Below are 22,427 nucleotides of genomic sequence, written 5' to 3'. Positions count from 1 at the left end.
CGAGCATGATGCGCGCGATTGAAATCGAACGCCCGGGCGGTCCCGAGGTGTTGCGGATGATCGAAATGCCGCGTCCGCAAGCGAAGGGTGGCGGAGTGGTGATCCGCGTTCTTGCCGCCGCTGTAAACCGTCCGGACATACAGCAGCGTCGCGGCCTTTATCCACCGCCGCCCGGCGCGTCTCCTCTTCCGGGTCTCGATGTGGCCGGCGTTGTTGAAGAAGTAGGGCCAGAGGTCAGCAATGTGAAAGTTGGCGATTGCGTGTGCGCGCTTGTTAATGGCGGTGGCTATGCCGAGTTTTGCAGCGTGCCGGCATTGCAATGCATGCCGATTCCGCGCGGTCTGACATTCGCTGAGGCGGCGTCGCTACCGGAAGTCTTCTTCACTGCCTGGAACAACGTCTTTTGGCTTGGACGGCTCGCACACGGCGAGACGCTTCTGATCCAGGGCGGGACGAGCGGCGTCGGCCTGGCAGCGATCCAGATTGCCCGCGAGTTGCGCGACGCCACTGTCATTGCGACCGCCGGCACGGCGCAGAAGCGGCAAGTCTGTCTTGAGACCGGCGCGCATTACGCGACTGACTATCGCGGCGACTGGGAAAGCGAAGTCAGGCGCGTCACCGGTGGCGAAGGCGTCGATGTCGTGCTCGATGCGCAGGCCGGTGACTACACGCAGAAGCAGCTCGACCTTCTCAAACCGGATGGGCGCCTGGTCTTCATTGCGAGCCATCTTGGCGAGACTGCCGAAGTCAACATCCGGGCTGTCGTTCGCCGCCGGCTGACATTGACGGGTTCCACATTGCGGCCGCGGCCTGCCTCCTACAAGGGGGCGATTGCGTCCGAACTGGTGCAATACGTTTGGCCGCTCATTGAGAAAGGCCGCATCGTGAGCAAAATCCACGCTCTGTTTCCATGGGAGCAGGTCCGGGAAGCACATGATCTGCTCGATCGAAACGAGCAGATCGGCAAGGTGGTGCTCCTGGTCGATCTGCAGCAAGCGCAAAGTGTTCCGGACCGGCTGATGCGCTCAGAGTCCATCTGATGCTGATTGTCGAACACGCAATCGACCTGCAGCGCCATGCTGGGCGTCCGATAGGATCGTCGCAATGGTTCACAATAGAGCAGCGACACATTAGTGACTTCGCGCGGCTGACGGGAGATGACAACTGGATTCACGTCGACGCCGAACGCGCGGCGCGCGAATTGCCGGACGGAAAGACGATTGCGCATGGTCTTTACGTTCTTTCGCTGATCCCATGGCTCCAACGCAATATTTTTGCGATTCGCAGGCGTGGCCGCGGCCTCAACTATGGCTATGACCGCGTACGCTTCCTGACGCCCGTTCAGGCCGGCAGTCGCATCAGGCTGACCATGTCACTTGTTCAGGCCACCCGGCATGCGGCCGGTGCGCGCGTCGAATTGGAATCGATGGTGGATGTCGAAGGGTCTGACAAACCGGCCCTGATCGCCAGGAGCATCATTTTGATCGAGGACGAATGATGTCGGCACTGAACGAGGAAGGCGACCTTTTAAAGAGAATACTCTCGCACGGGCTCGAGCGGCCAGGCGATGAAGCGCTGCGCTGCGGAAGCGCAAGCCTTGATTGGCAGTCACTTCGAGAAACAGTGCTCGAGACCGCTGGGACTTTCGTTCAGGCGGCGACCGAAGGCGGAGGCCGCATTGGGCTTTTCGGCGCGACGAGCGTCGAACTTGTCGTCGCTTACCTGGCAATTGTCGCTGCCGGCGGGTGTGCCGTGCCGCTGCCAGTCTCGGCCCATCGCGACGCTCTCTCTGGCATGATCGCCGACTGCGAACCAGATTTCGTTATTGTTCACCAGGAGAGTGAGCAACTCGCAGGCGATGTTGCCAACGTGCCGGTTTTTGCGCTCACCCCGGGCGGGGAATTCCCTCGCAGCTTCGGGCGCAGTGCACCTCTGGAGCATGCGCGTAGCTGTGAGCCGCACGCAGACTTCAACATCATCTACAGTTCGGGAACGACGGGCCTTGCCAAAGGCATCGTTCACTCGCACGCGATGCGATACCGGCAAGCTGCCAGAAGCCTCTTTGGAATCGACCAGGGCAGCACGATGCTGCTCGCCACGCCGCTTTACTCAAACACAACCCTGATGCCGTTGCTCGCCACCTTATTCCATGGCGGACGCGTGATCCTGATGCCGAAGTTCGACGCCGAACTTTACCTCGACCTCGCGGAATCCGAGCGGGTGACGCACACCATGCTGGTGCCGGTGCAGTATCAACGGATTCTGGATTCGGACGGTTTTGCGAAACGCGACCTCTCTGCATTCCGGATGAAGCAATGTACCGGCGCGCCATTACCTGCGGCGGTCAAGCGTGCGGCAGTCGAGCGATGGCCAGGCCGCTTTTTTGAAATCTATGGCCTGACGGAGGGCGGCTGTACCTGCATTCTTGACGTCTCCGAATTTCCCCATAAGGCGCACACCGTTGGCAAGCCGGCAGCAGGAAATGACATACGGATCATCGACGAGGACGGGCAATTTCTCCCGGCCGGAAAGCGCGGCGAAATTGTCGGGCGCTCGGCGACGATGATGTCGGGTTATTTCCGCAACAAAGCAGCCAATCAGGCATTCTATTGGCGCGACGGGGAAGGGACCGTCTTCCATCGGACCGGCGATATCGGACTGTTCGACGAGGACGGTTTCCTCGTCTTGCTCGACCGCAAGAAAGACATGATCATCTCTGGCGGCTTCAACATCTATGCGAGCGACCTGGAGGAAAAGCTGCTGTCGCATCCGGATGTGGCGGAAGCTGCGGTCATCGCAGTGCCCAGCGAGCGATGGGGCGAGACACCGCTCGGATTGGTGGTGGTCAAGGAAAAGGCGGCTGTTGATCTCGACCAATTGTTGGAATGGACCAATGCGCAGCTCGGGAAGATGCAGCGGCTTTCGGCCATAGAACAGCGCGAAACATTGCCCCGATCGAATGTCGGGAAAATCCTGAAGCAGGAGCTTCGACGGCCCTATTGGGAGAGCCACGTATGACCGGCATCGACATTCCGGCACTGCAATTTCCGAAGGTCGCACTGGTCACCGGCGGCAGCAGCGGTATCGGCAAAGCAACGGCGGCGCGCCTTGCCGCGATGGGGTCGGCCGTCGTGGTCGGCTACAACAGCGGCAGTGCGAGGGCGCAGGAGGTCGTAGACGGCTTGCAGGTCGCGGGCCGACAGGATCCGCCGCATTGCGCCATGCGCATCGCCATCGATGAGACCGATTCCATCGCAGAGGCTGCCGCCGCCGTGGAAAAGCTGTACGGGCGGCTCGATGCATTGATCAATTGCGGCGGCGCCACTACGCCGGTTCCGCTCAACGATCTCGACAAGCTCACCGACGCTATTTTCGACAAAACTGTTACGATCAATCTGCGGGGACCATTCGCCATGATGCGCGCCTTCCGGCCATTGCTGGAGCACGGCACGGCTCCAGCGATCATCAATATTTCCTCGATCGCGGCCCGGACCGGATTGGGCAGCAGCCTGGCTTATCTGGCGGCAAAGGCGGGGGTAGACGCACTCACCGTCGCACTGGCGAAAATCTTGGCGCCGAAAATCCGCGTCTTCTCCGTCTCGCCAGCGGGCGTCGATACCGATTTCGTGCCAGGGCGCAGCCGCGAGCAGCTGCAGAAAACCGCTGAGAAGCTTCCGCTCGCCCACATCACCACGCCGGACGATGTCGCAAGGGCGGTGGTGGCCTGCATCGTCCATCTCACGAGCTCGACCGGAATTGTCGTGCCGGTCGATGAGGGCCGGCACCTTTAAGTCTGACCGAAGGACACTTCCCGTCGATGTCGCTCCTTGAGCTCGATCGCCGGACGGCTGAAGCCGACGGCAGAGCTCATTTGAAATGGGGATTCTTTTCTCGCTCCAGCACGGCCCTTACGGCTGGCCGTTCGAGCATCTGGTTCTTGTGCTGGGTGAAGGCCTTAAGCTCGTCCATCGGTAATGCGTGGCTTGCGCCCCAGCCGTAGAAGACGAGTGCATAGGGATCAACCACGGTGTAGCTGTCGCCCATGATCCATTTCTTGCCGGCGATAAGATCGTCGATTTCCTTCATGTCTTGCCAATAATTCGCCTTCGCCTTTGCACTGACTGCCTCATGCATTCCCTCGTCGTCGACGAAACGGTACGGGCGAAACTTGGCGCGCTGGGAGATGTGTGGCGTGTTGGAGAACCAGGCCATCTGAGAAATGCAGTGCATCTGGTCGATGGTGTCTGTCGGCCACATGCCGGTCTCGGGATATGTCAGGCCGATATAGGTCAGGATCGCCGTGTTCTCCGTGATCACCCGGCCGTCGGCAATAAGAGCGGGGACCTTGCCGCGTGGGTTGACGGCCAGGTACTCCGGCGTCAGGTGCTGCTTCTGGGACAGCAGCGTCTCCATCGGCTTGTATGGCTTGCCCGTCTCTTCCAGTGCGATGTGAGAGGCCAGCGAACATGCGCCAGGGCTATAGAACAGCATGGGCTCGTGCGTAACGCTTGCCATCGCATCCGTCGCTGCTGACACATCATTCATTTGGTGATCTCCGTTTTTTAGGTGAGCGCAGTCCGGGTCATCTCGGCGTGTGCGCGCAATATTCAACATTTGTCCGTCGACTTGTGTCCCGATTGATCACTGCATCAACGCCGACACGATCCTATCGCGAGTCATCGGCATATCGCGGATACGTATGCCGAGCGCATGGGCAACGGCATTGCCGATAGCCGCCGCCGCAGGTCCGCCGGCGCATTCGCCGACGCCGAGAGACGGGTGTTCTGTTGCCTCGACCAGTTCGACCCGGATCTCGGGAATGTCGGTGAAGCGGATGACGGGATAACTCTCCCAGTCGAGGCTGGCGACACCAGCATCGCCGAACCGAACCTCCTCGATCAATGCCCAGCTGATCGCCTGGACGATGTTGCCCTCGACCTGATTGATTAGCCCATCAGGATTTATGACGAGGCCAGCATCGACCGCGCACCAGATATTGGTGACGCGCACGGCTTCATCGACCTCGACGGCGGCGACTACTGCGGCATAAGCCGAGGAATTCTTGTACTGGGCAAGGCCCAGCCCCATGCCACTTCCGCTGCCGCCTTCGCCCCGCGTCGACCAACCGGCCATCGCCGCCGCTCGCAGGAGCACGCGGCGCGCACGTGGGTCAGAAAGAATCGCGAGGCGATAGGCGAAAGGGTCTTCGCCGGCGCGGTCCGCCAGTTCGTCGAGCAGCCCCTCGATCGCGAAGACGTTGAGGGTCGCACCGAGACCGCGCAATGAAGAAGTCCGCACCGGCACGTCGTGGACCAGGTGGTAGTTTATTCGCTTCGAGCCGACATCGTAGAGCGGGATGCCGTTGCGCGTGGCTCCGCCGCCGCGATCCTCGGGAATATCGAAGGGCTTGCGCGCGGGCGGCGGCGTCTTCAACGCATCGGCCGCGAGCAAATAGGCGCCGCCGACGCCCGGGCGCTGGCCGTGTGCTGCACTCCAGATCTCGGTGGTCCAATCGGCGGGGCGGCCTGCTTTGTCGAGCGCGGCATGGACGGTGACCGCCATCGCCGAGGACAACGGCTCGTGCGCGAATTCCTCTTCGCGCCGCCAACTTAACCGAATTGGCTGGCCGGGAAGCGCCAGTGCAACGAGGGCGGCGTCGAGCGCGGCATCATCGGCACCGTTGTGACCGTAGCACCCGGCACCCTGTACGTGATGGCAAGCCACCTGATCGAGCGACAGGCCGACGGTTTTGGCGATGTTGACGCGCAGCGGGTGCATGCCCTGCGCATGCGACCAGACCGTGAGCATCCCGTCGCTAAACTCGGCCAGTGCGCAGGACGGGGCGATCGAGCCGTGCGACAGAAAAGGTCTGGTGAAGCGCACGGAAATACAGTCGGGCATGGCCTCCTGCAACGGATCGCCGATCAGGCGGTCGTGGGAGGGCTGTGCGGCGATCCAGTCGGGCGTAGCCTGTTCAGAGCGGAGTTTAACGGCATTGTCCCAGAGGGCGCGCTCGGCGGCGGCCGCCGCCGCGGCACGCACAACGGTTTCGTCAGGACTGACAAAGGCCACGAAATTGTCGACGCGGACGATACGGATGTCGCCGCCGGCGCGACGGCGGATGGCATCTTCGTCAAGCACCGCGAGCGTCGCGCCACGACCCGGCTGGCGTAACGTGCGGGCGTGAAGCATGCCTGGCAGCACTAGGTCCTGAATGAAGCCGGATCCGGTCAGCTTGGCGAGCAGGTCTAGCCTGGGCGCGCTTGTGCCGACGATGCGATGGGCGTTCGCTGGCTTTGGCGGCACCGTACCTGTAGCGTCGACCGCAAGGTCGAGTTCGGATGCGATGTGCCAATAATCGAGGCCGGTCGGTGCGCCGTCCCTCAGGAACTCGCCTTCGTCAATGGCAAGTTCGCCGATGCCGGCGTTCAGGCGCAGTGCGGCACGGACCAGAGCCATCGCGCGAACCTCGGCGGCGACAAGACGGATAGCAGCGCCCGAATGTTCGATTGACCAGCTCGATGCGGTGTAGCCCTCGCCGGGGCCTTCAAGGCTGTTGCCCGACATCATGCGCACCTGGTGCATGCCGAGATCCAGCTCTTCCGCGGCGATCTGCGCAAGCGCCGTCAGGATGCCCTGGCCAAGCTCAACCTTGCCGGTCGCGATGCGCACGGTGCGGTCGTCCTGAAAGCAGAGCCAGCGGTCGAGCCGGGGATTGTCCTTGAGACTGTGGGTGAGCGCGGTCATGAATCAGCCCTCGAGCGCATGTCTGCCGCAGCCCTGAGCACCGCGCGCAATATGCGCGGATGTGTGCCGCAGCGGCATAGGTTCGGGTCGAGCGCGGTGGCGACGTCGGCTCGCGTGGGGGCCGGATTGCGATCGAGCAACGCCTTGGCTGCTATCAGCATGCCGGACAGGCAATAGCCACACTGTCCGGCTTGCTCGTCGAGAAATGCCTTCTGCAGTGGATGCAACGCCTCAGGCGATCCGAGACCTTCGACAGTCGTGACGGAGCGGCCCTCGAGCGTGCCCGCCTCGCGGCTACAGGAATAGGCTGTCACGCCATCGACCAGCACCATGCAGGCCCCGCATTGCTCCAGCCCGCAGCCGTAGCGGCTGCCCGTCAGCCCGAGATGGTTGCGCAAAATGTCGAGAAGCGGCGTCGTCGGCGCTGCATCGACCTGGTACATGCAGCCATTGACGGTCAGCGTGAGAGGTCCGCTCATGTGGTACCGGCCATCGGTTGGTACTCTCGTCAGCGTCGGGGCGGGAGCGGATCCGATCGGCGACTGAAATCGACAGGCGCCAAGCTCCGCCATTTTAAAAATCGGATCTATCTTAGAGATCTGACTTCCGAGGCTTTCAACTTAAAATCCCTCTCGTTTCGCTGCTCGAAATGGCCTTGGCGATCCATGTGCATTCGCCTGCTCACCATCGCCCGCCCGGACATGCTTCATGCACGGCCGCCGCCGGCTCGGTCGAGCCAAGCGTCGCACTCACTTTGAATGGCGAAAGCCTGACATGAATTGCCAAGCTGTAATTGCCATGCCGTTTCGCTCCGCGGAACGTTGTTTTCCGGCGCGTGCGGCTGCGCGCCATCAGTCACATAATGCGAATTCGATCCACGACACGCCGGCAGGCCGAAAAAATGTGGACGCCATAAAAAGTTCTCTTGGGAGGAAACAGTGCAGTGCTTCGAAACACGCGCCTCGTAATCGTTATCGCCATCGCCGCCATCGGCTGTCCCGCAGTGGCGCAGGATTATCCGACCGGCACGATCAGGATCATTAATCCCTTTGCTGCCGGCGGCACGGCTGCAGTGCAGGCGCAGGCGCTTAGCAATTATCTCAGTCCGATCCTGGGCCAGCCGGTCATCGTCGAAAACAAGTCAGGAGCGGGAACGACGATCGCTGGCGCGTTCGTCGCGCGAGCGGCGCCCAACGGCTACACACTTTTGATCGCCGGTCCGCCGACATATTCGATTAATCCAACATTGATCCCGAATGTTCCCTATGATGGATACAAGGCCTTCACCCAGATTGCCGTCGTGTCGAGAAGTACCAACGGCATTGCGGTGAACGCGAAGAGCGGAATCACGTCGATTGAGGATTTGGTCGCCAAGGCGAAGGCCAATCCGAACAGTGTCACTTTCGGGACGCCGGGCGTTGGAAGCGTCTCCCATCTGGCGATGATCCGCTTCATGGAAATGGCGGGAATCAAGATGACACACGTGCCCTATAGCGGTGCGCCGCCGGTCGTGACCGATCTTCTGGGTAAACATATCGATCTTGGAGTCATCAATCTTGGCCCATTAGTGCCCGGAAAAAAATCCGGAGACCTTCGGATTTTGGCAACGACCAGTATCGGGCGCTCGTCTCAGACACCTGATGTGCCAACGCTCGATGAACTGGGCTATTCTGGTTTCGTCATCGAGGCTTGGAACTCAATCTCGGGGCCCGCAGGTATGCCCGACGCTGTCGTTACCAAGCTGAGCGGTCTGATCGACCAGGCGCTGGCCGACCCGCGCGTGATCACGGCCTTCACGGGGGCCGGGCTCGAAATAAAATATATGCCGCATGCGGAGGCCGAGTCCTTCGTGAAGAAGGACTCGGAAACCTACATCCGGCTGATTGAGTCTTCAGGGATCAAGAAATAGTCGTCGACGAGAACGCTGCCCTCACTGCAACCCCTCAGGCATCGGATATTCGTCGGCATTGAGCACCAATCCCGGCTTGCGCGAGAAATCGACTCGCGGTGGCGAGAAGATATCGATCAGCCAGGAGCGCTTGTCGCCGATATTACGGCTCGTATGCACAACCTTGGGCGGGATGACAGTCACCGACGGACTGCCGATCTCGACGTGTTCGTCGGCGCGCCATTGCGACATGTCCGGCACCCATGGATAGCGAAGATGGTGGATGTAATCGCCTTCAAGCAGCAGCGAGGCCTGTTCGAAATCATCATGGGAATGTGGGCTGAGCTTCGTGACGTCGCGCGGCGCCGTGCGCTTGGTGAGCACGTTGATCATCAGATTCGTGCAGCGGAACAGCCGCATATTGGTGTCGGGCTTGTCGTATTCGAACGGCTTGTAATTGCGCAGCCTGAAACCGCCAGGTGGCTGCGGCCAATCAACCAGCGGCGCGACCTCAGCCGCGCCGTCCGCATAGGTCGCGGCATTCTCCGCTTGCGCGAGAAGGTCGGTGGCGCGATTCGACAGCACGCGAACAACATAACCCACGCCCTTCGCCACAATCTCGCTTGACCCGGGCGGAACGATGGTGAGTGACTCTGGCGCCGCCTCGATCGTTTCCGCGCCCGCTGTGATGGCGGCGGCGACACCACCAAGCAGCACCATGTACTCGTCGGGATTGTCGGCACGGCCCAGCACCGCGCCCGGACGGACGTCGGATATGGCGACGACAAAATTGGCGCCGCGCGTGATCCAGGTCTGGCTACCGGTTTCCACCAGTTGCGGCGGGGCGTCATAGGTGCGGCCGGCGCTGGCCGGTCTGATCTGCGCGCTCATTCACAGGGTCTCCTTATTGTTAAGCAAGCTTCGTAAGGCAGGCTTCGTAAGGCAGGCTTCGTTAAGCGGTCTTGGCCTGCGCACTGATGGCGGGCGTGTCGAGCGCGCGCATCTCGGCCAGAGTTGAGGCTGCCGCCTTGCGGAGGAAGCTCTGGTCGGAGGCAACCACGAACGCGGTCGCGCCCTGGTCACGCAGCCATGACGCCTCGGCCTGGCCGCCAACGAACACGCAGACGGGTTTGTCGGCGGCGCGTGCCGCCTTGCCGATCCGTTCAACCGCCCTGCGCACCTCAGGCGCATCGGAGGATTTCGCTCCAAGCGCGACGGAAAGGTCGCCGCGACCGATGAAAAGCGCGTCGATGCCGTCCACTGCGGCGATGGCATCGATCTCCTCGAGCGCTTCCGGGTCCTCGATCTGGGCGATCACGGTGGTGATGGCGTCGGCTGCTTCGACCGTCTTCCACATTCCGGTAGCACCGTAACCGGCATGCCGCGGCGAGCCCGAATAGCCGCGACGGCCACCCTGATAGCGGCAGGCCGCAGCGACTTCGCGGGCGCGGGTGGCCGTCGCGACATGCGGCACCAGCACGCCAGTCGCGCCGCAATCGAGGACAGAGAGAATATTCGTCACGCTCTGCACGCGCACCAGCGCCGCCGTGCCGGCAGCTCTTGCCGCGAGCAACACCGCATCCGTCGCCATGCGGTCGAAGGGGGCATGTTCTTCGTCGATCACGACGAAATCGAAGCCGAGCGCGCCGATGATTTCGGTCGCGTGAGTGGTCGGCGTCTTGACGAAGGTGCCGACTAGGTGCTCGCGAGCGAGCAGTCGGCTGCGGAGCATCGTGGGATCGGCCATGTCATGTCCTTTCGTCATTCCGGCGGGACGCTACCCGATGTGGAGCGTGCGCCGGGTGGGCGAATGCTCCTATTTCGCGTGGCGAAACGCTTCCACAAAGGCGCGCTGCCGGAAACCGGGTCGGCTAGGGTGCGCAAAACAACATGGCGCAGCTCAGTTGCGTGGCTCGGGAGGAGATCATGAATATTCGCATCACTCGCAGGATCGCGCTTGCCATCGCTGCGGCGAGCCTGTGCGCGGCACCGGCCGGCGCGGTCGCGCAAGGCTGGCCGTCCCGGCCCGTCACGGTGATCCTGCCATTTGCTGCGGGCGGCGGGACAGACCTCTTGGCGCGAGCGCTCGCGCAGGATCTCGGCGAGCGGCTTGGCCAGCAATTCGTGGTCGACAATCGCGCCGGCGCAGGCGGCAATATCGGCGCCGGTGCCGTCGCCAAAGCCGCCCCCGATGGCTACACCATCATGTTCGGCACGCCCGGGCCGCTCGCGAATAACAAGCTGATGTACAAGAGCCTGCCATTCGATCCGGAGCAGGCTTTCATCCCGATCGTGCTGATCGCCAAGTCGCCGGTGATCATCGCGGCGAAGATGTCGCTTCCGGTGAACGATATCAAGGAACTCGCGGCCTATGCCAAGGCTAATCCGGGCAAGCTCAATGTCGGCGTTCCCGGCAACGGCACGCTTGGTCACATCACCGCGTTGCTGCTGCAGAAGGAACTCGGGATCAACATGACGACCGTGCCGTATCGCGGCACGGCGCTGGTGGTCAACGACCTGCTCGGAGGCCAGGTCGACCTCGCGATGGATTTCATGCCGTCCTATGTGCCGCTGGTGCGCGAGGGCAAGATCCGCGCGCTGGGCGTGACCTCCGCCCAACGCTCGAGCGATCTGCCGGATGTGAAGACCGTTCAGGACGCGGGATTCAAAGGGTTTGAGGCCACCGCCTGGTTTGCTCTGGCGGCGCCGGCGGGTACGCCAAAGGAGATCGTCGACAAGCTCAACGCAGCCACCAATGCCTTCCTGCAAAGTCCGAAAGGCAAGGAAGTGCTCGCGACCCTGAGCATGCAGGCTATTGGCGGTTCACCGGCCGATCTGAAAGCCTTCATTACCTCCGAGCTCCAGAAATGGGGCCCGGTGGTGAAGGAGGCGAACATCTCGATGTGACGCGAGCGCTTTTTCGCGGGACGGGACAGGAAGCGGCGTTGGTCGCGCGAAGGACACGTGCGGAAAGGACAATGGTGAAATACCTCGAGGATTTTCGCGAAGGAGAAATCTGGCAGAGCGGATCGATCGTGATCGGGGAAGAGGAGATGATCGCTTATGCCAGAGCGAACGATCCGCAACCGATCCATGTCGACCCGGATGCGGCCAAGAACGGACCGTTCGGTGGGATCATTGCCAGCGGTTGGCAGATCGCCGCGCTGTCGATGCGGCTCTTCGTCGAAGCCGGCGGTCACGGCGATGCGCCCATCGTTGGAATCGGCATTGACGAATTGCGCTGGAAGCAGGTGGTGCGGCCCGGCGACGCGCTCCGCACCACCCGTGAGATCGTCGAGGTGCGCAGGTCTGCATCCAAGCCAGACCGCGGCACGATCCGCACCCGCGTCGCGGTCTTGAACCAGCGGGACGAGACCGTCATGACATATTATGCGCTCGGCCAGGTGCGTGCGCACGGTACTTTGTCCTTGGCTGCACCGTGCAAAGCCTGACCGTCTTCTCGCAAAGCCGCAGTGACCGTGGTCTTTGCGCTGTGCCGCCCGTAGGGCGGCAATTTCCTCGAAACCTTGACCATCGCCTGCATGGGTCGCGACTCGCCCTGCGAACGCCTGCCATCGGCGCACGGCGATATCGAGTTTTTCCACTGGCCTCAAGGGCGATTCATGTCATAGCTTGGGACATGAACTCGCTCCGAAAATCGGCCGCGCAGGCTGCGACGGACAGCAACGGCGCTGCCGCCGGAATGCGCAAGAGCACGGCCAAGAAGCGCGAGACGATCGTGCGCTCGGCTGCGAAGCTGTTTCTGGAGCGCGGCTACGATTCCGTGTCTATCAACGAAATCATTTCGGTCGTCGGTGGCTCGAAGGAGACGATCTATTCCAATTTCGGAAACAAGGCTAAGCTGTTCGAGGCCGTCGTCCAGCAATTGTGTTCCGACGTCACGATCAACATCGATACCCGGCCGGTCGGGACGCTGGAGGGGCAGGCCACCCGCATGGCGCGCTCCTTCGTCTCGATGGTGCTGTCGCCGCGGATCATATCGTTCCATCGCCTGGTGACATCGATCGGTCGGGAATTTCCCGAAGCCGGGCGGCTGTTCTATCGGACCGGCCCGGAGACGGTTTATCGTATCTTTTCGGAATGGATCGCGCTGCAGCAGCAGAACGGCCAAATCCGCGCGGACAAGGATCCGCGCCAACTCGCGATTCTGTTGCACGATATGCTGATCGGCGAGCAGATCCTGAGCTGGCTCACGTCGGCGGCAAGTGAAAGGGATCGCGCGAAGCGGATCAACCAGACCGTTGAACTCGCCGTCTCCGTATTCCTGACAGGCTGTGCGATCGATGCCGGTTCGAAGCGTTCGCCCAAGACGGTGACGACAAGCCGCGCGTCGCCGCGCCGGGCCAAAGCGTCCCAGCCGAAGACGAATCGCTAGCAGAGAAAGCTTCAGCACGACGCTGCCGAATCTGTGCTTGCAGCTTGTTTATCCAAAGCAAAACGCTCTCGCTCCACCAGTCCGTTGCGTTTGCAACGAATGAAAGCGCGCGCTCTTCGCGGTGCAACGAACGAATTGTCATTGCCAAATGTCGAAAGCCGTGCAGTATAGCGTACCGTAACGAACGGTACGCTTTCAGGGAGGAAGCGAAATGCAGCAGGAAGCGAAACGCTCCGCCGCGGTTCACACTCTGGCATCGCGGCCCGAATTCGCCGACGTCATCGCAAGAATCAGAAAGCTCGCGCCGGAGATCGGCGCGCGGGCGCTTAGCGCGGAAAAGGCAAAGCGCGTCCCGCAAGAGACCATGGACGCGCTGCGCGATGCGAATGTCTTTCGCCTGATGCAGCCGAAGCGTTTCGGCGGTTACGAATACGGTCCCGCCGAGCTAGCGCAGGTCGGCTTCGAGCTTGGGCGCGCCTGCGGCAGCACCGGCTGGTGTAGTACGCTCGCGGTCTGCTTCGGATGGATGACCGCGTTCTTCCCGCTCGAAGCGCAGCAGGAGGTGTGGGACGACACCAACAATCTGCTCGCGGTGTCCTACATTCCCACACCAAAAGTCGAGGTGGTCGACGGCGGAATCAGGATCACCGGAAGCTGGCCCTGGGCCAGCGGTGTCGACAGCGCCACCTGGCTCATCCTTTCGGCGGCGATCCCGAACAAGGATGGCCCGCCCACGGTGGCGTGGTGCCTGGTCCCGGTGAAGGACGTCGTGGTCGATCACAATAGCTGGAACGTCGCCGGATTGCGGGGCACCGGCTCGAAAACCGTTCACATCACCGAACGGGTCTTCGTGCCGAAGCATCGCATCCTGCCGCTCGGCGCCATTTTCACCGGCAAGATACCCGGCCTCGACGTCCCCGATAACGGTCAGGCGCGCTTCGGTTATCCGACCTTCGGTCCGACCGCTTTGGTCGCGCCGATCGTGGGCATGGCGCAGGGCGCGATCGATGCTTTTACCGAGACCGCGCGCGATGCGAAACGCATGGCGCGTCCAGGCGTGTTCGAGAAGGTCGCCGAGCAGCCGCTGATTCAGAGCCTGATCGGCCGGTCCGCGGCCCATATCGAAGCGGCGCGAACGCTGATGGTGACAAGTCTCCGCGATGGACAGGACATCGTACTCGCGGGTGGCACACCCGACATCGAACTGCGGGTGCGGATCCGGCGCAACCACGGCTTTGCCAGCCGAACCTCGGCAGATGTGGTGAACGAGATTTTCAACAAGTCGGGCGCCGCGGCGGCCGACGAGAAGAACAGCGTTCAGCGGTTCTGGCGCGATGCCAACATCGCCGCCACGCATGCCAGTATCGACTGGGACACGCTGTCGGCGCTGTACGGAACGCAGCAATTGGGGCTGCAGCCGCAGGGCATTTTCTAGCCCTAGACCGGACTACAGGCCTCAGCCTCACCGGCGCGACGGCGCATCGAAGCGCAGTCGCTGACGAATCACCTGAAGGGAGCAGAGCAAGATTCCCACCAAGCAGCCGTTTGATCTCGGAACCGTTTTTCAGGAAGCGCAACCCTTGTTGCAGCAATGATAATCGGTGGGGGGCTGGTGGCCGCCACCGCCGTTGCTGAAGAGCTTACCATTGCCAGCTTCCTTCCGCCGCAACATCACACCAACGCCTTGGTGTTCAAGTGTTCGGCGAGGAACTGGCAAAGGGGTCCAGCGGCACGCTGACACTGAAGATGTACCCGGGTGGTCCTTCAAGCAGGGGCTGGCGGTTTGGAGCACCACAGCGGACGATATCGTGAACAATATTCTCGAAAATCTCTCGATGCGGGAGGCGCATATCCGTCGCTCAGCGACATGGCAGATTGGCCGTTCGCCACCGCGGCCCCAGCGTTCGGGCCGAAATCACGAAAGCCGATGCGCTGCGACTGCAGCCCCGACAAATCCGGCGAACGCCTCAACGCGCTCGTCGACCTCAATCTCGAATTCGGCGTGATGAAGAAGCGACAGACGCGAACACGCTGGTCTGGAAGCGGCCGCGACCCGCTCGTCAACTGAAGCCAACCGACAGGGAGTGAGCATGATTTACGTATCGAAGGAAGTTCCCGCTAACGCGCCGGGCCAGCAGCGGCTGAGCCGCAGCGACATCTGGCGCGGTCTGGTGATGAAAGCGGAGAACGCGCTGCCTTTCGTCCCCGGCATGGCGAAATGCGACGTGATCTCGCGCTCGGGGAACAGCATCGTGCGCGACATCGTGTTCCGGGGCGAGGATGCGCGCGAGCGCATCACGCTCTATCCCGAGGAAAAGGTCGTCTTCGTACGTGAATCCGGCAATGTGGACGGGTTCATCGTCAACGAAATCCTTGGCGACGACGACAACCTGCGTCTGCGCTTCTCCTTCGCGCTGCAGCTTGTGGATGCCCCGTCGGACAGCACGCAGGAACAGGAGTTCCGCGCCATCATGGAGCGCGATTACCTCAAGGCGGTCGATGCCACGCTGGGCGCCATTCGCCAGATGGTGGCCGATCCGCGCTATGCCGCTGCGTGAGGAGGATGGCATGAAACACTGGTTCTCTGATCTCTACACCCATATCGACGCGATGCGTCTCGAAGACTTCGTGGCCGGACTGACCCCCGACGTCGAAGTCGTGGTCGGCACCAATCCGGCGATGAAAGGCCGCGAGCAGGTGAAGGCCGGCATCAGACAGTTGTTCTCCGCGATCGACGGCATCCAATTCTCGTTGCGTGATTCAATTGCAATGCGACTACGTCAATCTTGCTAGATGTGCGCGTTGGATGTTCTATCCAATTCGGGGCGTGAAAATCCTAGTACAGGGCTGTCTCAAAATATGCCGATCCGATCTGGTTCAGCGGCAACTTAACATTATGTTCCTGAGGCAAAGGACGGCCTGCACTCCGCCGAGACCGTTTAGGCCGAAAATACTCTCTCTGGGCCTGGTTCTCTCCAAACCATCCGACTTCGCCCTTTCGATCGCGACCTAGCTTTGGGTTACTTCGCTCCGAGGCGCTTGGCCGCGTCTCGGAACATGGCTGCGCCGAGCGCATCGAACTGCATCGCCGTCACAAAATCCTTCACTCCGTAATGCGGAAGCGTCTTATGAATTGATGCCATATACTCGCGTGCCTCCTCCACCCGCCCAGCGAGTACCAATGAATACGCAGCAATAGCGTGGATGTGCGCGAATGCATTGGGGCGAGCGGCCGCCTTAATCGCCCATTCCGCGGCCTCGTCGAACCGCTCCAGCCGCACCAGGGCCATAGCACGGGCACCGAGCATCCCGAACAGCATCGGATCGAAGGGGCTCAAGTTGCGCGAGTAATCAGAGGATGGAATGGCTGCGCCCGGATCGCCATTCGTCGAGTGGACGAATGCAAGATTATAGTGAGCCAGAGCGAAGTTCGGGCTCAGGTCGACGGACTGCCCCAGTTCGTGAACGGATTGATCGGAATTGCCGCGCAGCCAGAGCGCACGCCCCATCGCCCAATGCGCCGCAGGATCGCGGTCGTCCGCCATCAGGCTTTGCCCGGCCGCCTCAAAAGCGCGATCGACTTCCGGCCCGCGCTTCGCCCAGCCTTGAAAGGCGTTCTGGAAATGCGTGAAGGACAGGCCGGCATGAGCGCGCGAGAAGGTCGGATCGAGACGGATTGCCGTCTCGAAGAAGTGCTGCGCGCGCTCGTTATCAGCCATGCTGAAACGATACATGTGCCACAACCCGCGGTGATACGATTCCCACGCGTTGAGGGAATTGGGTGGACGCAGGATGGCACGGTTGCGTTCGATAGTTTCAATTTCACTGGCGACCGACGCAACGATCTTGTTGCCGATCTCATCCAAGACTACAAATGCGTCGGTCCGCCTGTGGTTGAATATCTCTGCCCAGATGATGCGTGCCGTGCGCGTCTCCGCAAGCTCGACCGTCACCGTGATGCGATCGCTCTGCCGTTGCATCGATCCGCTGACAACGTAGTCCACATTGAGCATCCGGCCGGCCTCTTCTGATCCGATATGTCGCTGATGCAAGGCAAAGACCGTACCTTGCGCGATCACGAATAGGCTGCGGAGCTTTGCAAGCCGGGTGATCACGTCATGGGCGAGCGCGCCGCCGGCATCGCGGCCCGAGCCCAATGCAGCGCCGCTCTCGCCAAACGGCATCACCGCGATGGATGCGCGATGCGATGATGTGCCCGTTGTTTCGACTTCGGAAGCGATGCGTGGCGGCGGTGTGGTCGGGGCGGCGGCCAGCAACTGCCCCGCCACTTCAGTCTTCTCTCTTGCGGCGCGCCAGATGTCGCGAATTGGCCGGGAGTCGAGCCCTTCGGACTCGAACAGTCGACTCGTTGCAGCAAGATGCTCCTCGCCGTCACGGATACGGCCGCGCCGTGCGAGCGCCTCGAGCAGGATCTTATGAACACGTTGATCGAAGGGCGCGAGATCCAGCCATCGATCGAGATGCACGAGCGCGTCGTCGTCCGATCCATCCTTCACCAGATGTTCCAGAAAAGCGGCATGGCAAGCGCGAAACCGGCGTCGCTGAGCCACCAGCCAGTTGTTGAACCCGGGGCTGCGTTCGATTTCCATACCTTCAAGGAAGTCGCCGCCAAACAGCTCCACCAGTGTCCGTAGCCGTTCCGGATCAAGCTTCTCCACGCCGTCCTTCACAGCCGCGGCAACTTGCAACACATCGATGCGGCAATCGGACAGATCAAGTCTGACGGTGTCGTCCCTCGCTTCGACCCTTTGCCGGTCCGGCCCGTCGATAACGCTCCTGATCTTGCTCAGGCACCAGCGAAGCTCGCCGCGCGGATCATTTGGAACGTCCCAGAGCAATTCACATAACTGCGTTCGTTGAACGGCCTTTGGCGCAAGAGCAAGGTAGGCGAACAGCGCCCGCACTTTTCGCGAGGCAGGAAACTTCAGCGCATTGCCGTCCCGGCTTGCTGCCAGTGGCCCAAGCATCCGCACCTCGCAAGTCGAGCTGCGCAAAATCCGCTCTGGATTGTGAGATTCCACGGGCATTTCCACGCTGCCTACCACGCTCGACACCATATGGGTCCGCTACCAACGGATACGACTGAGTGGTGCTCTCAGGGGGCCCAGCACTGCCGCCAGCATTCGGGCGAAGCGGCAGCATAGCAGTATCCAGCGCCCGATTGGAGTCATCGATGCAACCAACCCTGCGCATGACCGCGCTTGCATTGTCGCTGCTGCCAATTCAGGCAGTAGCGGCCGAATTGCCGGACGCAATCTCCGCGCCCGGCGAAGCGCTGGTGGCGACCGTCCATGCGGTCGGCTCGCAAATCTATGAGTGCAAGGCTGATCCGGCCGCCGGTACTGCCACCTGGCAATTCCGGGAGCCGATCGCGACACTGTTCATCTCCGGCAAGACTGTCGGCCGCCACTATGCGGGACCGAACTGGGAACTGATCGACGGGAGCGCCGTACAAGGCAAGGTCGCCGCGCGCGCTCCCGCAGCCAGCGCGAACGACATTCCGCTACTCAAACTCGCGATCACGGCACGTCGTGGCGAGGGTCGTCTGTCCGACGTGACGACCATTCAGCGGATCAACACCAAGGGCGGTGTGGTCGCCGGCGTCTGTACCGAGGCGGGTGCCCTCTTAAGCGTGCCCTACACCGCTGACTACACCTTCTTCAGGAAGTCCGACACACGCCGGTGAACGCCCGCGATCAATCGACGATCAACAGGAGAAAGTCATGACGCCAACCGCTTTTGCGACTAAATCCGTACCCGCGCCCGATCTCGCCGCCATCAAGACAGCCCAGCAGGCCGCCTGGACTTCCGGCGACTATGCTGTCGTCGGCACCACGCTTCAGATCGTCGGTGAAGATTTGTGTGAAGCGCTCGATATCCGCGCAGGACAGACGGTGCTCGACGTCGCTGCCGGCAACGGCAACGTCTCGCTTGCCGCTGCGCGCCGCTGGTGCGAAGTGGTCTCAACCGACTACGTCCCTTCGCTGCTGGAGCGCGGCCGAGAGCGGGCCAATGCCGAGGGCGTCTCTATTCAGTTTCAGCAGGCGGATGCCGAGGCTCTGCCGTTCGCTGACGACAGCTTCGACGTCGTGGTCTCCACCTTCGGGGTGATGTTCACACCTGACCACGACCGCGCAGCCGCCGAAATGGTCCGCGTCTGTAAACGCGGCGGCAAAATCGGGCTGGCCAACTGGACGCCGGACGGTTTCATCGGCCAGCTTTTCAAGGCGATCGGCAAACATATGCCTTCACCGGCTGGCGCGAAATCGCCTGCACTCTGGGGCACCCGTGCGCGGATCACTGAATTGTTCGAGCCGCATGCAGTCTCGGTCAAATCGGCGCAGCGCAACTTCGTGTTTCGCTATCGCTCGCCCGAGCATTGGCTCGATGTGTTCAAGACTCACTATGGGCCGGTGCTCAAGACCTTCGCCGCGCTCGACACGGTGAATCAAGAGGCCTTGCAGCACGACTTGCTGGCGCTCGTCTGCCAATTCAACCGCACCGATGATGGCACGATGGTGGTGCCGAGCGAATACCTCGAAATCGTGATTACGCGGCACTGAGTTTCAGCTTAATGGCTGCACCGGAGCCGCCTCATTCTAACTCAACACCTCCACCACAGGAGAATGAAAATGGCGCCCGTCGTCTCGCTCATTCGTCACTCTGCACACAATCTCGCATCCCGCAATCCCGATGCCAAATCGCGCAGACGTATTACTATGGCAACTTCGGGCACCGTCGCCTCAGCAATAGTTGCATGTGCGCTTTCCATGACCACTGTCGCAGGGCCACAAGCCCTCGCACATGAGAGGTTGAACGCCCCAGTCCTCCGCCAGGAGGGATGGCTCGTGAAATCCTACAGCGAGATCGCAAATCCGATCTCATCTGCAAGTCTTCGTAACGAATTCATTGAACTCAAGGCGATCGTCGCAAAGCGCAGTCCGGAAGATATTGAACGTTTCCGGTGGTGGACGACGGGAGGTCCCGCCTATCGATGGAACGAAATCATTCTGGACGAAATCCAGGCGTCATTCGTCACATTGCCGCTCGCGGCGCGTCATCTCGCGCTGTACCACGCGGCGCTGGATGATGCGCTGGCAGTAGCGTCTTCGTATCGCATGGACAAGAAGCGCTCCGATACGGAGCTCGATGCCGCACTTAAATTCGCTGGAAAATCGTCATTGGCGACACTTTCTCCTTCGGGGCATGCGGCTGTGTCGGCGGCTGCAGCTGAGGTCCTCGGCTATCTCTTTCCAGAACGCGCTGCGCTTTTTGCGCGCAAGGCAGAAGAAGCAACCCAGGCACGCCTCCTCGCCGGCGTTGAGTATCCACAAGAGGTGGCTGCGGGCCGTAAGATTGGCTTGGAGGTTGCAAAACTTGCGATTGCGCGCGGTAAAGCCGACCGATCGGGCACAAAATGGAGCGGCGTAGTGCCGGAGGGGCAAGATAAATGGAAGGGATCCAATCCCATAGCGCCACTTGCGGGAACTTGGCAGACGTGGGTGCTGACGCATGGTGGTGAGGTGCGTCCATCCAGACCTCCCGCCGTGGATTCTGACCAGATGAAAGAGGCGCTTAACGAACTGAAGACATTCGCACGTTCTCCCAAAACGAACCACCGAGCGACTTATTGGGAGGTTCACGGCGGCGCACGCGCGCATACGCATTGGAACGAGGTTGCCCGCGCTAAGCTTCTCGAAGCCGGCATGTCCGGGCAGACCACGGCTCGGACATTGGCGGCTCTCAACATAGCACTTGCAGACGCCGGCACCGCCTGCTGGGATGCCAAGTACACATTCTGGTATATCCGGCCGCCGCAGCTCGATGGGGAACTTAAGCCTCTGTTCGCGCCGCCTAACCACCCCAGCTATCCAGCGGCCCACGGCTGTTATTCGACTGCGGCTGCAACATTTCTTGCCAGCGTTTTCCAAAGCGACCGCGACCGTCTAATGGCGCTTGGTAATGAAGCTGCTGAAGCGCGTGTTTGGGCTGGCATCCACTACCGCTTCGACGTCGAGGCAGGACGGGAAATCGGACGCAAAGTTGCGCAGAAGACGGTCGAGCGTGCGTTCATAAGCCGAACGCATTGAATTGTATTGCATTTGAGATTCGTGCGGCGGTCACTCGTCGACCGCCGCACGCAGCGGCACACGTAAATCGGGATAGGCTGCCTTTACGACAGAAATACACTCAAGGGTCTGAAGCAGGTCGGCCCCGCATGGTGGCGTCACGCTGTTATCAGCAGCGAATGATCGTCAACGAAAGCCGAGCAAGGCTGCTGGTTGCGGCGGGACATGCGGTCGCCGTGTCGGCTTAGTGATACTTGCGGACATTAACCAGTATTAGCGAAAGCCGAGCAAGGCTTTTTGTTCGGACCAGTCGGTCGGTAGCTGCGCAGTCAGCCGCATCAATCGCTTGGCATTGAGCTGAGGGGGCTGTCGGCCGTTAATGATCGCTGTGGTGATGTCGGGTGCGAGCCAGCGCAGACGTAGCAGGATATATAGGTAGTCAGATGTGACATGCTCTTCGCGAGCGATGTCATGCACGGTGAGTGTTGTGTTCTGGGAAAGGCGTCGCTGAACATCATGCGCATGCGCGACGATGCGCAAGAGGCTCAAATCAGGCGCTCTGTTGTCGCTTGAGTCGCCGACCAGAAGTTTCATTTCACGACCAAGGCGGGTCAGTTGGACAGGTGCCGTCAATGTCAGAACACGGTCGGATGGGTCGACCACCTTATTGCGCGGTAACTCCACATGCTCGGAACGGAGCACTGCAGCCAGGCGATCTTGCGAAAGATCGACCTTAACGCTGTCGGGTCCGATCTCCACACGGCGGACCAACGCCTTAACGATTGATCGATTTTGCTCCGGCATGTGAGCAAACTCATCCGCGATCTCACTTGGCGCCCGCGCTGAATCATCTGTCTTTGTCCGCCACCGCCGATGTTTGCGCTCTCGATGACGTCAAGCAGTTCGGCCTGGTTGGAAAACAGCCTTTAAAGCCTCTCGATGACAACGCTTTCGAGATTTCCGGCGGGGATGCGACGGTGCGTCGAATGAGCTTTGCTGCCACCTTTCACGAGAGATGTGGACACGTAACGATATCGCGTGCCCTTCTTGATCGACCATGTCGGCGTCAGACGCTCGCCGGCCTCGTCGAAGAGCAGGCCGGTCAGGAGGCTTGGCGCCTTGGTATTGGTACTTGCTGCGCGCTGCACGCGGTTCTCGGCGAGCACGGCCTGCACGGCATCCCAGAGTGGTTTGTCAACGATCGCGGCATGCTCGCCGGGATAGGCGTTGCCCTTATGCGTAGCTTCTCCGCGGTAGGTCCGGTTCTGAAGAAGAAGATAAATGAGCTGCTGCCGGTTTGATGGAC

23 protein-coding genes are annotated in these 22,427 nt (G+C 61.2%); 15 read left to right on the top strand and 8 right to left on the bottom strand.

What is annotated here, in order from left to right; genetic code table 11:
• The first annotated feature begins 5 nt into the window (after positions 1 to 5).
• Genes CAK95_RS00115 through CAK95_RS00100 form a run of 4 tightly spaced genes read left to right on the top strand, consistent with a single transcriptional unit; the run spans position 6 to position 3,791 of the window.
• The gene (locus tag CAK95_RS00115; protein WP_245303569.1) at positions 6 to 1,040 is read left to right on the top strand and encodes an NAD(P)H-quinone oxidoreductase; all 1,035 of its coding nucleotides are present in this window, start codon (positions 6 to 8) and stop codon (positions 1,038 to 1,040) included.
• Complete coding sequence (locus tag CAK95_RS00110; protein WP_086085974.1) at positions 1,040 to 1,498, top strand: MaoC family dehydratase; 459 nt, start codon at positions 1,040 to 1,042, stop codon at positions 1,496 to 1,498. The genes CAK95_RS00115 and CAK95_RS00110 overlap by 1 nt, the downstream gene beginning before the upstream one ends.
• A complete protein-coding gene (locus CAK95_RS00105) occupies positions 1,495 to 3,018 on the top strand; it encodes a class I adenylate-forming enzyme family protein (protein WP_086085973.1) in 1,524 nt (507 codons plus the stop codon). Before CAK95_RS00110 ends, CAK95_RS00105 begins: the two co-directional genes overlap by 4 nt.
• Entirely contained in the window at positions 3,015 to 3,791 is a 777-nt protein-coding gene (locus CAK95_RS00100; RefSeq protein ID WP_086085972.1) for an SDR family NAD(P)-dependent oxidoreductase, read from the top strand. Before CAK95_RS00105 ends, CAK95_RS00100 begins: the two co-directional genes overlap by 4 nt.
• Positions 3,792 to 3,867: 76 nt before the next feature.
• Here CAK95_RS00100 and CAK95_RS00095 read toward each other — a convergent pair whose 3' ends face one another.
• From CAK95_RS00095 to CAK95_RS00085, 3 genes are all read right to left on the bottom strand, one after another.
• Positions 3,868 to 4,545 carry a glutathione S-transferase family protein gene (locus CAK95_RS00095; RefSeq protein WP_157699473.1) on the bottom strand — a complete coding sequence of 226 codons (678 nt, stop codon included), beginning with the start codon at positions 4,543 to 4,545 and terminating at the stop codon, positions 3,868 to 3,870.
• A gap of 96 nt (positions 4,546 to 4,641) precedes the next feature.
• Positions 4,642 to 6,747 carry a molybdopterin cofactor-binding domain-containing protein gene (locus CAK95_RS00090; RefSeq protein ID WP_086085970.1) on the bottom strand — a complete coding sequence of 702 codons (2,106 nt, stop codon included), beginning with the start codon at positions 6,745 to 6,747 and terminating at the stop codon, positions 4,642 to 4,644.
• The gene (locus CAK95_RS00085; protein WP_086085969.1) at positions 6,744 to 7,226 is read right to left on the bottom strand and encodes a (2Fe-2S)-binding protein; all 483 of its coding nucleotides are present in this window, start codon (positions 7,224 to 7,226) and stop codon (positions 6,744 to 6,746) included. The genes CAK95_RS00090 and CAK95_RS00085 overlap by 4 nt, the downstream gene beginning before the upstream one ends.
• Positions 7,227 to 7,690: 464 nt before the next feature.
• On the opposite strand from CAK95_RS00085, the gene CAK95_RS00080 reads away from it, so the two are divergent.
• Entirely contained in the window at positions 7,691 to 8,656 is a 966-nt protein-coding gene (locus tag CAK95_RS00080; protein ID WP_157699472.1) for a Bug family tripartite tricarboxylate transporter substrate binding protein, read from the top strand.
• 21 nt (positions 8,657 to 8,677) lie between these two features.
• On the opposite strand, the gene CAK95_RS00075 is transcribed toward CAK95_RS00080, so the two are convergent.
• Together CAK95_RS00075 and CAK95_RS00070 are read right to left on the bottom strand one after the other, a co-directional pair.
• Complete coding sequence (locus CAK95_RS00075) at positions 8,678 to 9,526, bottom strand: cupin domain-containing protein (protein ID WP_086085967.1); 849 nt, start codon at positions 9,524 to 9,526, stop codon at positions 8,678 to 8,680.
• Between the two features lie 61 nt (positions 9,527 to 9,587).
• A complete protein-coding gene (locus tag CAK95_RS00070; protein WP_086085966.1) occupies positions 9,588 to 10,382 on the bottom strand; it encodes an HpcH/HpaI aldolase family protein in 795 nt (264 codons plus the stop codon).
• A gap of 179 nt (positions 10,383 to 10,561) precedes the next feature.
• Here CAK95_RS00070 and CAK95_RS00065 point away from each other — a divergent pair, with 179 nt between their 5' ends.
• The 7 genes from CAK95_RS00065 (at position 10,562) to CAK95_RS00035 (ending at position 15,824) form a co-directional block, all read left to right on the top strand.
• Positions 10,562 to 11,542, top strand: a complete 981-nt coding sequence (locus CAK95_RS00065; RefSeq protein WP_157699471.1) for a Bug family tripartite tricarboxylate transporter substrate binding protein — start codon at positions 10,562 to 10,564, stop codon at positions 11,540 to 11,542.
• Positions 11,543 to 11,613: 71 nt separating this feature from the next.
• Entirely contained in the window at positions 11,614 to 12,087 is a 474-nt protein-coding gene (locus CAK95_RS00060; protein ID WP_086085964.1) for a MaoC family dehydratase, read from the top strand.
• Positions 12,088 to 12,275: 188 nt separating this feature from the next.
• A complete protein-coding gene (locus CAK95_RS00055) occupies positions 12,276 to 13,031 on the top strand; it encodes a TetR/AcrR family transcriptional regulator (RefSeq protein ID WP_086085963.1) in 756 nt (251 codons plus the stop codon).
• Positions 13,032 to 13,242: 211 nt separating this feature from the next.
• Positions 13,243 to 14,466 (top strand): acyl-CoA dehydrogenase family protein, encoded by a 1,224-nt coding sequence (locus CAK95_RS00050; protein ID WP_086085962.1) that lies wholly within the window; start codon positions 13,243 to 13,245, stop codon positions 14,464 to 14,466.
• 432 nt (positions 14,467 to 14,898) lie between these two features.
• Positions 14,899 to 15,099 (top strand): hypothetical protein, encoded by a 201-nt coding sequence (locus CAK95_RS00045; protein ID WP_086085961.1) that lies wholly within the window; start codon positions 14,899 to 14,901, stop codon positions 15,097 to 15,099.
• Between the two features lie 22 nt (positions 15,100 to 15,121).
• A complete protein-coding gene (locus CAK95_RS00040; RefSeq protein ID WP_086085960.1) occupies positions 15,122 to 15,589 on the top strand; it encodes an SRPBCC family protein in 468 nt (155 codons plus the stop codon).
• Positions 15,590 to 15,599: 10 nt separating this feature from the next.
• A complete protein-coding gene (locus CAK95_RS00035) occupies positions 15,600 to 15,824 on the top strand; it encodes a nuclear transport factor 2 family protein (RefSeq protein WP_147413748.1) in 225 nt (74 codons plus the stop codon).
• A gap of 227 nt (positions 15,825 to 16,051) precedes the next feature.
• Here the strand turns inward: CAK95_RS00035 and CAK95_RS00030 are convergent, their stop codons facing one another.
• Entirely contained in the window at positions 16,052 to 18,079 is a 2,028-nt protein-coding gene (locus CAK95_RS00030; protein ID WP_425349656.1) for a BTAD domain-containing putative transcriptional regulator, read from the bottom strand.
• A 146-nt stretch (positions 18,080 to 18,225) separates the two neighbouring features.
• On the opposite strand from CAK95_RS00030, the gene CAK95_RS00025 reads away from it, so the two are divergent.
• The 3 genes from CAK95_RS00025 (at position 18,226) to CAK95_RS00015 (ending at position 21,142) form a co-directional block, all read left to right on the top strand.
• The gene (locus CAK95_RS00025; protein WP_086085957.1) at positions 18,226 to 18,738 is read left to right on the top strand and encodes a DUF3455 domain-containing protein; all 513 of its coding nucleotides are present in this window, start codon (positions 18,226 to 18,228) and stop codon (positions 18,736 to 18,738) included.
• A 37-nt stretch (positions 18,739 to 18,775) separates the two neighbouring features.
• Complete coding sequence (locus CAK95_RS00020) at positions 18,776 to 19,615, top strand: class I SAM-dependent methyltransferase (protein WP_086085956.1); 840 nt, start codon at positions 18,776 to 18,778, stop codon at positions 19,613 to 19,615.
• Positions 19,616 to 19,900: 285 nt separating this feature from the next.
• The gene (locus tag CAK95_RS00015) at positions 19,901 to 21,142 is read left to right on the top strand and encodes a vanadium-dependent haloperoxidase (RefSeq protein WP_157699470.1); all 1,242 of its coding nucleotides are present in this window, start codon (positions 19,901 to 19,903) and stop codon (positions 21,140 to 21,142) included.
• A gap of 252 nt (positions 21,143 to 21,394) precedes the next feature.
• Here CAK95_RS00015 and CAK95_RS00010 read toward each other — a convergent pair whose 3' ends face one another.
• Positions 21,395 to 21,925 (bottom strand): hypothetical protein, encoded by a 531-nt coding sequence (locus CAK95_RS00010; RefSeq protein WP_086085954.1) that lies wholly within the window; start codon positions 21,923 to 21,925, stop codon positions 21,395 to 21,397.
• Positions 21,926 to 22,047: 122 nt separating this feature from the next.
• On the bottom strand, positions 22,048 to 22,404 hold the full coding sequence (locus tag CAK95_RS30340) for a recombinase family protein (protein ID WP_198343885.1): 357 nt from the start codon (positions 22,402 to 22,404) through the stop codon (positions 22,048 to 22,050).
• Between the last annotated feature and the right edge of the window lie 23 nt (positions 22,405 to 22,427).

The sequence above is a fragment of the Pseudorhodoplanes sinuspersici genome (assembly GCF_002119765.1).
Taxonomy (GTDB): Bacteria; Pseudomonadota; Alphaproteobacteria; order Rhizobiales; family Xanthobacteraceae; genus Pseudorhodoplanes; species Pseudorhodoplanes sinuspersici.
The sequence above is the reverse complement of the archived record's forward strand: the minus strand, read 5'-3'. Positions and strand labels throughout refer to the sequence as shown.

Bases quoted from the DNA above. Each gene is read 5' to 3' on its own strand.
- CAK95_RS00095 (WP_157699473.1), bottom strand. From the start codon at position 4,545: ATGAATGATGTGTCAGCAGCGACGGATGCGATGGCAAGCGTTACGCAC.
- CAK95_RS00045 (WP_086085961.1), top strand. From the start codon at position 14,899: ATGGCAGATTGGCCGTTCGCCACCGCGGCCCCAGCGTTCGGGCCGAAA.
- CAK95_RS00075 (WP_086085967.1), bottom strand. From the start codon at position 9,526: ATGAGCGCGCAGATCAGACCGGCCAGCGCCGGCCGCACCTATGACGCC.
- CAK95_RS00070 (WP_086085966.1), bottom strand. From the start codon at position 10,382: ATGGCCGATCCCACGATGCTCCGCAGCCGACTGCTCGCTCGCGAGCAC.
- CAK95_RS00040 (WP_086085960.1), top strand. From the start codon at position 15,122: ATGATTTACGTATCGAAGGAAGTTCCCGCTAACGCGCCGGGCCAGCAG.
- CAK95_RS00085 (WP_086085969.1), bottom strand. From the start codon at position 7,226: ATGAGCGGACCTCTCACGCTGACCGTCAATGGCTGCATGTACCAGGTC.
- CAK95_RS00055 (WP_086085963.1), top strand. From the start codon at position 12,276: ATGAACTCGCTCCGAAAATCGGCCGCGCAGGCTGCGACGGACAGCAAC.
- CAK95_RS00115 (WP_245303569.1), top strand. From the start codon at position 6: ATGATGCGCGCGATTGAAATCGAACGCCCGGGCGGTCCCGAGGTGTTG.
- CAK95_RS00050 (WP_086085962.1), top strand. From the start codon at position 13,243: ATGCAGCAGGAAGCGAAACGCTCCGCCGCGGTTCACACTCTGGCATCG.
- CAK95_RS00065 (WP_157699471.1), top strand. From the start codon at position 10,562: ATGAATATTCGCATCACTCGCAGGATCGCGCTTGCCATCGCTGCGGCG.
- CAK95_RS00010 (WP_086085954.1), bottom strand. From the start codon at position 21,925: ATGCCGGAGCAAAATCGATCAATCGTTAAGGCGTTGGTCCGCCGTGTG.
- CAK95_RS00020 (WP_086085956.1), top strand. From the start codon at position 18,776: ATGACGCCAACCGCTTTTGCGACTAAATCCGTACCCGCGCCCGATCTC.
- CAK95_RS00110 (WP_086085974.1), top strand. From the start codon at position 1,040: ATGCTGATTGTCGAACACGCAATCGACCTGCAGCGCCATGCTGGGCGT.
- CAK95_RS00105 (WP_086085973.1), top strand. From the start codon at position 1,495: ATGATGTCGGCACTGAACGAGGAAGGCGACCTTTTAAAGAGAATACTC.
- CAK95_RS00035 (WP_147413748.1), top strand. From the start codon at position 15,600: ATGAAACACTGGTTCTCTGATCTCTACACCCATATCGACGCGATGCGT.
- CAK95_RS00060 (WP_086085964.1), top strand. From the start codon at position 11,614: ATGGTGAAATACCTCGAGGATTTTCGCGAAGGAGAAATCTGGCAGAGC.
- CAK95_RS00090 (WP_086085970.1), bottom strand. From the start codon at position 6,747: ATGACCGCGCTCACCCACAGTCTCAAGGACAATCCCCGGCTCGACCGC.
- CAK95_RS00025 (WP_086085957.1), top strand. From the start codon at position 18,226: ATGCAACCAACCCTGCGCATGACCGCGCTTGCATTGTCGCTGCTGCCA.
- CAK95_RS00030 (WP_425349656.1), bottom strand. From the start codon at position 18,079: ATGCCCGTGGAATCTCACAATCCAGAGCGGATTTTGCGCAGCTCGACT.
- CAK95_RS00100 (WP_086085972.1), top strand. From the start codon at position 3,015: ATGACCGGCATCGACATTCCGGCACTGCAATTTCCGAAGGTCGCACTG.